Raw genomic sequence first — 11,745 nt, forward strand, 5'->3', positions numbered from 1 at the left:
AATTCCGAGACTGGCAAATATTATCGAATACGCCTCATGCTGGCTGCCATGTGGTCTGCACAGGAGTTTTTGAGTACTTACCAGTTGCGGTGTCTGTCGGCTTTATTAATGCCCATTTTCCGCCCGCTCTGACAGGGCCTCCTGCCCTGCATCGCTACCGCGACATCCCTGTCGCTACTACAAACGAACATCAACAAAGCCATCCTCAAACACCGAGAAACGCATTAAACATTGCATTTGCTCATTCAAAATCGCATGTTAGATTCAAGAAACAGGGAAATGACTGGCTACTCACAGAATATAGTTAGCTCGATGTTTTCTAGGGGCTGATATCTGCTGCAGGGGTGATGGATGAAAAAGACAAAGCGACAATCAGCTAGCAAAAAAGAGGTTACTGATCCATTTCACTATATGACCGGCTTTGGCAACCATTTCAGCACTGAGGCACTCCCGAATGCCCTGCCTGTTGGACAAAACTCCCCCCAAGAACTGTCTTATGGACTCATTGCCGAACAACTCAGCGGCACGGGTTTCACTGCAAAACGTCACGAAAATCAGCGATCCTGGCTATACAGAATTCACCCTTCTGTCAAACAGTCACCCTATGAGCCAGTGGTTTCAGAAATCTGGGAAAGCGGACCTTTCAGTGATACCTGGTTGACACCCGAACGTTTGCGCTGGAACCCCCAGCCACCAACTGAACCAAGATGCGATTTCATTTCAGGCATCCGAACCGTGGCAGGCAATGGCGACGCCTCAATGCGTCAGGGCAGCGCGATTCATCTTTATTCTGCATCACAGAGCATGGAAAAGCGTTGCTTCTGTAATGCCGACGGTGATCTGCTGATTATTCCCCAGGACGGCGGCCTATCCATCGACACTGAGTTTGGACGCCTTCAGATAAAACCAACCGAAATTGCGGTGATTCAACGGGGTATTAAGTTCCGTGTCAGCCTATTAGGCCCACAAGCTAGCGGTTATTTACTGGAAAATTATGGCAATCCTTTTCGCTTGCCTGATCTAGGCCCCATTGGTGCAAACGGGCTGGCAAACCCTCGCGATTTCAATACACCGGTTGCCTGGTTTGAAGACAGCAATGAACCAACACAATTATTGACCAAGTTCGGCGGGCATTTTTTTACCTGTAACCTGGATCACTCTCCCTTTGATGTTGTTGCCTGGCACGGGAATTATGCGCCCTACAAATACGATCTGAAAACCTTCAACACCATCAACACCGTAAGCTTCGACCATCCGGACCCATCAATATTCACGGTTCTGACTTCTCCTCTCGATCATGAAGGACTGGCCAACGTGGATTTCGTCATATTCCCCCCTCGCTGGATGGTCGCAGAAAACACCTTCAGACCACCCTGGTTTCATCGTAATATCATGAGCGAATACATGGGCCTTATCGAAGGGGTATACGACGCCAAACCCGACGGTGGCTTTTTGCCCGGCGGCGGCAGCCTGCACAACTGTATGTCCCCACATGGGCCTGATGGTACTGCCGTTGAAGACGCCACAAAAACTAAGCTGACGCCACAAAAGCAGGAAAACACGTTGGCATTTATGTTCGAGTCCTCCTTCCTTTACAAGCCTACAGCCTTTGCTATCAATGGCGGATTACGTCAGGAAAACTATACCGATTGCTGGCAAAACATCTCACCAACGTTTGATGCTGCAAATACGGGCAAATAAGATATATATCGCGAGTGTGGCAGGCTCACTGCCACCCTCATGGAATCTATCCTTAATCTGCTGGCAGACGCATAACCCCATCCGGTTTGTAGTCAGAAACATGGATAGGAGAATGTTTGCCAATATACTCCCGTAAAGCGCTGGCATCCGTAAATCCGCTTTCAACATAGGTTGGGCTCGAGGTTAAAACCGGGTAATTATCACCACCTGCAGCAGAAAAGCTGTTCAAAGCAAGCCGATAAGTTTGATTATCCTTCAGCGGTTTGCCACCTACAGTAACCGACTCCAGCGAGCCTCCTCGAATTCTCATTTCAACACCGGCAAAGTGGGCAAAACCACCGCTGTTTATAGTTTTTTCGGCAACATTACTCAGATATTCTTTCAGTAACTTTCCGGAAAGCTCAACATATGAAACGCCATTGCCAAAGGGCTGAACACTCAAAATATCCCGATAAGTAATATCGCCTTTTGGAATACTCGCCCTTATGCCACCCGCACTGACAACAGCGACATCTGCACCGACCATCTCCATTTGTGCCAGTGCAATTAAACGACCAAGGTTGGTATAGCCAAAGCGAACCTCACTTCTCTCTCCCATCAATCGCCCATCGGTGTAACCAACCGGTTGCAGCACTTCCGCTTCACCTTTCTTTTGGTAGGGTGCCAGCAAGGTAAGCATCGCAGGATTTTCAGGGATAACATCACCAACAGCGACCCGGACCTTGCCACCATCAGCATTCAAAACTGACTGCGTATGATTAACAGGAATCAACTGGTATTTCAGCAGTTTGAGCTGACCATCGCGGTACTCAAAATCCGCACGTCCTACATAACGGCCCCAATCCTGCGCCTGTAAAATCCAGGTATTATTCTGCCGATCCGGTTCAAAGAGAGGGTTCTGGGAATGGCCACCGACAATCAGGTCAATACCACGAACGTTTCTAGCCAAAGTAACATCACCGGGAGCATTAGAGCCATGCTGACCATTTTTATAATGCCCCATGTGTGTCGTAGCAATAACAACATCGGCCTGTTTTCTCAACGTGGGAATCAGTGCTTTGGCCTCATCCTCAGGGCGGGTAAAAACAATACCCTGAATATTTTCCTGATTACCGATTTTCTGGGTATCGTCCGTCGTTAAACCTAAAACAGCTATCCGCAAACCATCGAGCGTAAATACTGTATAGGGCTTAAATAAACGCTCACCTGTTGCCTTATCACGAATATTGGCGGCAAGAAACGGGAACTGAGCAATCTGCTCCTGCATGCGCAACACAGGCATCGGGTTATCAAATTCATGATTACCGACCGCCATGGCGTCATAGCCCAGGAGGTTCATACCCTTGAAATCCGGCACGGCATCCTGAAGATCGGATTCAGGAACACCTGTATTGATATCACCGCCAGACAACAACAACACATGACCACCCGACTCGGCTACTTCAGCGCGGATACGATCAATCAATGTTTTTCTCGCAGCCATTCCCCATTCACCATTGCCATTACGCCAGAAATGACCGTGATGATCATTGGTATGTAATACCGTAAGGTGCCAGACGTTATCGTCAGGCTTCTGTTCGTTTCCATTATTCAGAAATGAACAGCCCGTCAATGCTATGGAAAGCAGTAAAACCAGCGAAAGGGAAATCCTTTTCGCTAATGGGTATGGCGTCATTTTAAAAACATCCCCAAAACAAATAGAGAAGCTTAACCAATCATAACCATCGTCAAATACCAGACAGCCACAGGTATTCCTGTGAAAAGCAACCATCTCACAAGAAAAAACAACAACAAAAATAAGGAAATATCGAGAAGCAGTTGCGCATAGTTACACGCTTTCTGATATGATTGACAACGCCTCGCGGATCGGCCTGTAGATGTGGACTGATTCGGCACATTCGCAGGCCCTGTCTGATAACAAAACCAACAACAGACAGCGTAGAAACCAGTTACCCATTAGCACCCAGCTCTTAAAAAAACATGATGTCGACTGGAAGCAGCCTTGATGGCTGACGGTATGGTTTTGGCAACGCGTCAAGCACCTTGCGGGGGTATGAGGAGCAACTGCGCAAACATTGACCCTTTATTGACACAGGTCATTGTTTTGCCTTTTCGGCTTACTGATACTTAAGTAGGGATATGTACGTATTTAAGCGAAGGTTATGTGGATCCATACATGAGTAGCGCAACAACGAACACACACTACAACTATAAAGTGGTTCGCCAGTTTGCCGTGATGACGGTGGTATGGGGCATCGTCGGCATGGCTGTTGGTTTGCTGATCGCAATCCAGCTGGTGTTTCCTGATCTCAACTTTGAACCTTACCTGACCTTCGGTCGACTGAGGCCACTGCACACCAATGCGGTGATCTTTGCGTTCGGTGGTTCTGCACTGTTCGCCACATCGTACTATGTGGTACAACGAACCTGTCAGGCTCGGCTCATCTCTGACGGCTTGGCGGCCTTTACGTTCTGGGGCTGGAATCTGGTCATTCTGCTGGCAGCCATTACTCTGCCACTGGGCATTACCTCTTCCAAAGAATACGCTGAGCTGGAGTGGCCGATCGACATCCTGATCACGGTTGTGTGGCTGGTATATGCTTTCGTCTTCTTTGGCACGGTCATGAAGCGTAAAACGCAGCATATTTACGTCGCCAACTGGTTCTATGGCGCATTCATTGTAACGGTTGCCCTGCTGCACGTGGTCAACAGCATGTCGGTACCGGTCACGTTCTGGAAATCCTACTCAGCCTATTCTGGCGCGATGGATGCCATGATCCAGTGGTGGTACGGCCATAATGCTGTCGGCTTCTTCCTGACTGCCGGTTTCCTGGGCATGATGTACTACTACGTACCCAAGCAGGCAGAACGCCCGGTTTACTCCTACCGTCTGTCCATCGTCCACTTCTGGGCATTGATCGCCATTTATATCTGGGCCGGCCCGCACCATCTGCACTACACCGCACTGCCTGACTGGGCGCAGAGCCTGGGTATGGTAATGTCGCTGGTTCTGTTAGCACCCTCCTGGGGCGGCATGATCAACGGTGTTATGACACTCTCCGGTGCCTGGCACAAACTCCGTACCGACCCGGTGCTGCGATTCCTGGTGGTTTCACTGTCTTTCTACGGCATGTCCACCTTCGAAGGCCCGATGATGGCCATCAAGACTGTCAACGCACTGTCTCACTACACCGATTGGACCATTGGTCATGTTCACTCCGGTGCACTGGGCTGGGTAGCAATGGTATCCATTGGTGCGCTGTACCACATGATCCCACGCCTTTGGGGACGTGACAGCATGTACAGCATTGCCATGGTCAACGCACACTTCTGGCTGGCCACTATCGGCACCGTGCTGTATATCGCCGCCATGTGGGTTAACGGTATCACCCAGGGTCTGATGTGGCGCGCAGTAAATGCTGACGGCACCCTGACCTACAGCTTTATAGAATCCGTTATCCAGAGTGAGACCGGTTATATTGTCCGTGCCATCGGTGGAGCCTTCTTCCTCGCCGGTATGGTAGTGATGCTGTACAACGTCTACCGCACCATCCGCGCAGCCGAGCCAGACCAGGCCAAGCTGGCCGCCCAAATGGCGTGACAGGGGGAAGTTTAAAGCCATGACTAAACACGAAATTGTAGAAAAAAACCTTGGCTTGATGGTGATCCTGATCGTCGTCGCCATCAGTTTTGGCGGCCTCGTTGAGATCGTGCCGCTGTTTTTCCAGAAAGAGACGACCCAGCCTGTGGCTGGGATCAAACCCTATCCTGCCCTTGAGCTGGAAGGCCGTGACGTCTACATCAAAGAAGGCTGCGTAGGCTGTCATTCTCAGATGATCCGTCCGTTACGTGCAGAGGTTGAGCGCTACGGCCACTACTCTGTCGCGGGTGAGTCCGTTTACGATCACCCGTTCCTCTGGGGCTCAAAACGGACCGGTCCAGATCTCGCCCGGGTGGGTCAGCGTTACTCGGATGAGTGGCACCGCGCACACCTGTATAACCCCCGTGATGTTGTGCCTGAGTCTATCATGCCGGCCTACCCGCACCTGATGGATAATGTGCTCGATGGAAAAGACACTGCCCAGAAGATGGAATCACTCCGTCTGGTGGGTGTGCCTTACACGGATGAGCAGATCCAAAATGCTGCCGCCGAGGTGAAGGGTAAAACCGAAATGGATGCCCTGGTTGCCTATCTGCAGGGACTTGGCACTGCGCTGACGACAAAACGGTAACAGCTTATGGATATCAACACTCTGCGCGGACTGGCCACTGTCCTTTGCATGATTGCTTTTTTAAGCATCGTGTTCTGGGCTTACAGCAGCAAACGCAAGCGCAGTTTCGAAGAAGCGGCTAACCTGCCCTTTGCCGATGATACTGCGCACCGTTCCGCCGTGATGAGCACCTTCGAGAAAGGCGACAAGAACAAGAACATGGGGGAGAAACAGAATGTCTAGTTTCTGGAGCGGATGGATTTTCATCCTGACTTTTGCCTGCCTGGCACTGGTGGTTGGCCTGTTAATCGCCACCACCAAGACCCAGCGCAAGCAAACCACCTCGGAAACCACCGGCCACAATTACGATGGTATCGAGGAATATGACAACCCAATGCCCCAATGGTGGCTTTGGCTATTCATCGCCACACTGGTGTTTACGCTGGGATACCTCATCCTGTTTCCGGGCGTCTGGAAAGGTGCACTGGGCTGGACCCAGATCAACCAGCTGGAAGCTGAAACGGCCAAACATACCCGTCAGTATGCACCGCTGTTTCAACAGTATGCGGCTCAATCCATTGAGGAGCTTCAGGGCAACCCCAAGGCTCTCAAAATGGGTCAGCGGATCTTTCTGAACAACTGTGCGCTTTGCCATGGCAGTGATGCCCGCGGTGCCTTTGGCTTCCCGAATCTGGCCGATGATGACTGGCTGTGGGGCGGCACACCGGCAGACATCAAGCACTCGTTGCTGGAAGGCCGTCGAGGCCAGATGCCCGCCTGGGGTGCCGTCATTGGCGAATCCGGAGTTCGGAATGTAGCAGCCTATGCTCGTAGCCTGAGCGGTATCGATACCGGTTTCAGCGACACCGATCTGACCAAGGGTAAGAAGGTGTTCGAAACCACCTGCGCAGCCTGCCATGGCTCGGAAGGCAAAGGTAACAAACTCCTCGGTGCACCTGACCTGACCAACGGTGTGTGGCTGTATGGTTCCTCCCAGGCCCAGGTCATGTACACCATTCGTAACGGCCGTAACGGTGTTATGCCGCCCTGGAAAGATATTCTGGGTGAGGAAAAGGTACATCTGGTATCCGCTTACGTTTACAGCTTGTCTCACAAAAAAAACAGCCAGTAATAACAACGATCTTTACCGACTGCGCTACGCAGTCGGTTTTTCTGAGGGTAGTGACTCTCGTTACCTTCAGAAAAACCGAAACGCTTCCTGCACTATTCCAACAATAACATCCGAGCCGAAGCGCCACCGTGAACAGCCAGGGACATGACCGGATGAGTGAGCCCAACACCCACAAAAATGGTTCAGAGCAAGAACCCGAAATAATTGAAGTGGTCGACCTCTACAAAAAGCGGGAAAAAATCTATACCCGTTCATTCCAGGGGTTCTTTCGAAACCTGCGCATCAGTGGAGGCGCTTTTCTCTTTATTCTGTATTTCGGTGTTGCATGGATATCCACCACGGGTCGACAGGCCGTTTTATTTGACCTGCCCGCACGGCAATTCCATATATTTGGTGCAACCTTTTATCCTCAAGACTTTATTCTGCTGTCCTGTCTGCTGATTATTTGTGCGTTTGGTCTGTTTTTTATCACCGTTCTGGCTGGCAGGGTCTGGTGTGGTTACACCTGCCCTCAGAGCGTTTTCACCTGGGTATTCATGTGGGCTGAACACATCACCGAAGGTGATCGAAACCAGCGTATGAAACTCGATAAAGCGGGGCTGAGTTCCGCCAAGTTTCTTCGAAAAGCATTCAAGCATATTCTCTGGCTCGCTATCGCGCTGGCCACGGGTATTACCTTTGTCGGGTATTTCACCCCCATACGCGAACTGGTACCGAATCTTTTGACCCTGGATGTCCATCCCTGGGCCCTGTTCTGGATTGGCTTTTTCACACTGGCCACCTACGGTAATGCCGGCTGGTTGCGTGAACAGGTCTGCATATACATGTGTCCATATGCCCGTTTCCAGAGTGTCATGTATGACGAAAACACCGCCACCGTCTGGTACGACCCATCAAGGGGTGAGCTACGCGGTCCAAGAAAGAGAACTGCCGACCCAAAATCCCAGGGACTCGGTGACTGTATTGACTGCAAGATGTGCGTCCATGTCTGCCCTACCGGCATCGATATTCGCGATGGATTGCAATACGAATGTATTGGCTGTGCTGCCTGTATCGACGCCTGTGACAGCATCATGGACAAAATGGGTTACGACAAGGGACTGATCCGCTACAGCACCGAAAGCGAGATTGTCGAAGGCAAACCCGGCAAGATTATCCGTCCTCGCCTGGTCGGTTATTTCGTAGCACTGGCCATCATCACCGTCATGTTCCTGGTGACGGTCAGCAGCCGCTCGATGATAGAACTGGAAATCCTCAGGGATAGGCAAAGCCTGTACACCGAGACCGCCGATGGCCTGATAGAAAACGTCTATACCCTCAAACTGGTTAACAAGGATCAACAAACCCACCGTTATCGCATCACCAGTAGCGGCCTTGACGGGCTACGTTATGAAGGCGATAAATCGGTTGAAGTCGCCTCCGGCGAACTGCTCAACATCCCAGTACGGTTGGTTGCTTCGCCTGAAGCACTGAAGGGCAAAAGGAACACAACCGTCATCTTCACCGTCACCGCCGAGACTGCTACGATGCAACCCGTCTCGACAGAAAGCCGTTTCCTTGCTCCGGCTCCCCGGTAATACCCAACAGAGGCCATGCTGTAATGCATCATCATTCAAACCAGACTGACACTTTCACCCCATGGCACAAGGAGCCATGGGTGTGGTTTATTATCACTATCCTGCTGGTGACCTTTACCTGGGGCGCTATCACACTGACCGTCGCACTGAATAATCGCGACACCGTCGTCGTGGATGACTATTACAAGGTCGGCAAAGTCATCAATGAAGACCTGTCGCGGGAAAACCGTGCGATAGAATGGGACGTCAACGCACTAATCAGCGTGGATGACCTGACCGGCGAAGTCCGCGCCAAAGTAACCGGTAACCTGCCCGAGCGCCCTGACGCCTTACGTCTTCGCTTCTCCTCCCCGGTTTTCAAAAGCAATGACCGGGATATCATGCTGCGCCTCACCCCTTCCGGTGATTATATTGGCAACCTGACAAGCAGTGTCGATGGGCGTTATTACGTGCAGCTGGAAACACTGGATGAACAAATTCCCGAACAGGCTTACCAGACGGGCTGGCGCCTCAATGATGAGTTAGTGCTTGAACCGGGCACGCCCGTCACACTGTCTGCTGACAAGCCCCTTTCTGGTAGTGAGCAATAGAGATTTTCATGACTGTAAGCTGTTTTCACTGTCATTTACCCATTGCCGGTACACCGCATTATTTTGCCACCATTGAAGCCGAGGAGCAGCCTATGTGCTGCCCTGGCTGTAAGGCTGTCGCAGAAGCCATCGTGGCCGGTGGTCTGGACAATTATTACCGTTTTCGTACCGAACCTGCAGAACGTGCTGAATCTGCCGACCAAGTCCTGCAAGCAGAATTGGCACTTTATGACCGTGAAGATATGCAGTCGGATTTTGTCCGGACAAATCCGGATGGCACCCGGGAAGCACGTCTGCTGATTGAAGGGATTACTTGCTCGGCCTGTGTCTGGCTGATCGAAAAGCACCTTTTACACGCCACAGACATCACTGGCGTCACCGTCAACTTGAGCCAACACAGTGCAACCGTCAGCTGGGATCCTGACGGCGTCAAACTCAGTGAGATCCTGCTGGAACTGCATCATATCGGCTACAAGGGACATCCCTGGCGCGCAGAACGTCAGGAAGCGCTAATGCAGCAAGAGCACCGGGTCTTTATCCGGCGGCTTGCCGTCGCCGGTATTGGTGCCATGCAGGTAATGATGTATGCCGTCGCTCTTTATGCCGGTGCCATGCAGGATATGGAAGCGGAATACCGGGATTTTATCCGCTGGATCAGTGCCTTTGTGGCTACACCCGTCGTTTTCTACGCCGCCCGTCCATTCTTCACGGCAGCCTGGCGTGACCTGAAAACCCGGCACCTGGGAATGGATGTGCCCGTCTCCATTGCCATTGGAGGGGCTTATGTTGCCAGTCTCTGGGCCACCTGGCATGGCCATGGTGAAGTCTATTTTGATTCGGTCAGCATGTTCACCTTTTTTCTGCTGCTGGGCCGCTACCTGGAATTACGGGCCAGACACCGAACCGCCAAGGCAGGTCGTGCTTTGCGTAACCTGCTGCCAGCCAGCTGCCTTAAGCTCAGTGGAAACCAGACAGAACGGGTTCCCGTTACCGATCTTCAGCCCGGCGATCGAGTCCGTGTATTACCGGGGGACAGCGTCCCAACCGATGGCATAATCGTCAGCGGGCACTCCAGCCTGAACGAATCGGCCCTGACCGGTGAATACATGCCAGTTGCCCGCAGCACCGGTGAGCGGGTTATCGCCGGCAGCCTGAATACCGAGAACGCACTGGAGATTGAGGTCACCCGTATTGGTGACGATACCCGGCTCTCAGCGATTGTCCGACTGTTGGAACGTGCACAAAGTGACAAGCCTGCCATTGCCCGGATTGCCGACCGGGTCGCCGGATTCTTTGTTGCCGCCGTACTCGTGACGTCTGTTGTCGTTTACACCCTTTGGAGCCAGATCGACCCTGGACATGCATTCTGGGTGACGCTGTCCGTCCTGGTGGTCACCTGCCCCTGTGCCCTGTCACTCGCCACGCCTGCTGCCTTGACTGCCGCGACCGGCACCCTGCAAAAACTGGGGATTCTTATCAGCCGCGGGCATGTGCTCGAAGGCTTGAATCAAGTGACCCATGTTATTTTTGACAAAACGGGAACGCTCACCAAAGGCAGGCTTATTCTACGGCAAGTCATTCTTGCAGAAGGTTGCACGCTAAAACAGGATGATGTGATTCACTTGGCAAGTGCCCTAGAAAGTCATTCGGAGCACCCTATCGCCCAGGCATTCTCAGGTACATCACCCTATACAGCCCATGATGTGACCAACACCACAGGCAAAGGCCTCAGCGGCTACATAGACAATAACCTTTACCGAATCGGTACAGCGGCCTTCAGCGCGCCAGACTTTAACCTGTTACCACCTGATGCGACAGGGCAATGGTTATTACTCAGTTGTAACGAACAGCCCGCAGCCTGGTTCGAGCTCGATGATGAACTGCGCCCGGAAGCGTCCACTGTCATCAACGCCCTGCAGCGCCGTGGTCTGACCGTTGAGCTTCTCAGCGGAGACACCCCTGGCGTTGTCTCAAGGGTGTCGGACGAACTGGGTATCGACCAATGGCTGGCCGCCGCCGTTCCTGACGATAAACTCAAGCATGTCCGCACCCGGCAGGCACACGGTGCCAAGGTCCTGATGGTGGGTGACGGCATCAATGATGTACCCGTGCTGGCGCAGGCTGATCTTTCTCTGGCTCTGAACAATGCCACGGATCTGGCACGTACCACTGCCGATGCCGTCCTGTTGACCGGTGACCTGCAGCGTCTTCTCACTGCCTTTGATCTCGCCCAACAAACACGCCGTATCATCTGGCAGAACCTGTTCTGGTCACTGGGTTACAACATCACGGCCCTGCCACTGGCTGCGACCGGCCTGATTGCTCCCTGGATGGCTGCTATCGGCATGTCACTGAGTTCATTGATTGTGGTTGGTAACGCCATGCGACTGACCCGTCTGGCACCTGAGACACCGGTATTGGATAAGGGTAAACTGTCAGCAACCTCTTTCCAGGCCTTAAATCCCGCTTAACCTTGGGAATGTGAGCAAGCTGGCCGTACTTTTGGCAACAGAGTACAGTTTTTGCACAAAACG

10 protein-coding genes are annotated in these 11,745 nt (G+C 52.1%); 9 read left to right on the top strand and 1 reads right to left on the bottom strand.

The genetic code is table 11. From position 1 onward, the window contains the following. Both ABD892_RS07885 and hmgA read left to right on the top strand, forming a co-directional pair. The coding region (locus ABD892_RS07885) for a hypothetical protein (RefSeq protein ID WP_345194926.1) at positions 1-308 on the top strand (308 nt) is incomplete at its 5' end. Positions 309-351: 43 nt separating this feature from the next. Further along, the gene (gene hmgA, locus ABD892_RS07890) at positions 352-1,701 is read left to right on the top strand and encodes a homogentisate 1,2-dioxygenase (RefSeq protein ID WP_345194927.1); all 1,350 of its coding nucleotides are present in this window, start codon (positions 352-354) and stop codon (positions 1,699-1,701) included. A gap of 52 nt (positions 1,702-1,753) precedes the next feature. On the opposite strand, the gene ushA is transcribed toward hmgA, so the two are convergent. Beyond that, positions 1,754-3,376 carry a bifunctional UDP-sugar hydrolase/5'-nucleotidase UshA gene (gene ushA / locus ABD892_RS07895; RefSeq protein ID WP_486329433.1) on the bottom strand — a complete coding sequence of 541 codons (1,623 nt, stop codon included), beginning with the start codon at positions 3,374-3,376 and terminating at the stop codon, positions 1,754-1,756. Between the two features lie 501 nt (positions 3,377-3,877). On the opposite strand from ushA, the gene ccoN reads away from it, so the two are divergent. From ccoN to ABD892_RS07930, 7 genes are all read left to right on the top strand, one after another. Then, positions 3,878-5,302 carry a cytochrome-c oxidase, cbb3-type subunit I gene (ccoN, locus tag ABD892_RS07900; RefSeq protein ID WP_345194929.1) on the top strand — a complete coding sequence of 475 codons (1,425 nt, stop codon included), beginning with the start codon at positions 3,878-3,880 and terminating at the stop codon, positions 5,300-5,302. Between the two features lie 19 nt (positions 5,303-5,321). Beyond that, entirely contained in the window at positions 5,322-5,933 is a 612-nt protein-coding gene (ccoO, locus tag ABD892_RS07905; RefSeq protein ID WP_345194930.1) for a cytochrome-c oxidase, cbb3-type subunit II, read from the top strand. Positions 5,934-5,939: 6 nt separating this feature from the next. Next, positions 5,940-6,155: a cbb3-type cytochrome oxidase subunit 3 gene (locus ABD892_RS07910; protein WP_345194931.1), complete on the top strand. Its 216-nt coding sequence runs from the start codon at positions 5,940-5,942 to the stop codon at positions 6,153-6,155. Then, entirely contained in the window at positions 6,148-7,044 is an 897-nt protein-coding gene (gene ccoP, locus ABD892_RS07915) for a cytochrome-c oxidase, cbb3-type subunit III (protein WP_345194932.1), read from the top strand. Before ABD892_RS07910 ends, ccoP begins: the two co-directional genes overlap by 8 nt. A 152-nt stretch (positions 7,045-7,196) precedes the next feature. Then, positions 7,197-8,621 carry a cytochrome c oxidase accessory protein CcoG gene (gene ccoG, locus ABD892_RS07920; protein WP_345194933.1) on the top strand — a complete coding sequence of 475 codons (1,425 nt, stop codon included), beginning with the start codon at positions 7,197-7,199 and terminating at the stop codon, positions 8,619-8,621. A gap of 80 nt (positions 8,622-8,701) precedes the next feature. Continuing rightward, complete coding sequence (locus ABD892_RS07925) at positions 8,702-9,211, top strand: FixH family protein (protein WP_345194934.1); 510 nt, start codon at positions 8,702-8,704, stop codon at positions 9,209-9,211. Positions 9,212-9,219: 8 nt separating this feature from the next. Beyond that, entirely contained in the window at positions 9,220-11,682 is a 2,463-nt protein-coding gene (locus ABD892_RS07930) for a heavy metal translocating P-type ATPase (RefSeq protein ID WP_345194935.1), read from the top strand. Positions 11,683-11,745: the final 63 nt, after the last annotated feature.

It is taken from the genome of Kistimonas scapharcae, from assembly GCF_039540975.1.
In the GTDB taxonomy this organism is placed as follows: domain Bacteria; phylum Pseudomonadota; class Gammaproteobacteria; order Pseudomonadales; family Endozoicomonadaceae; genus Kistimonas; species Kistimonas scapharcae.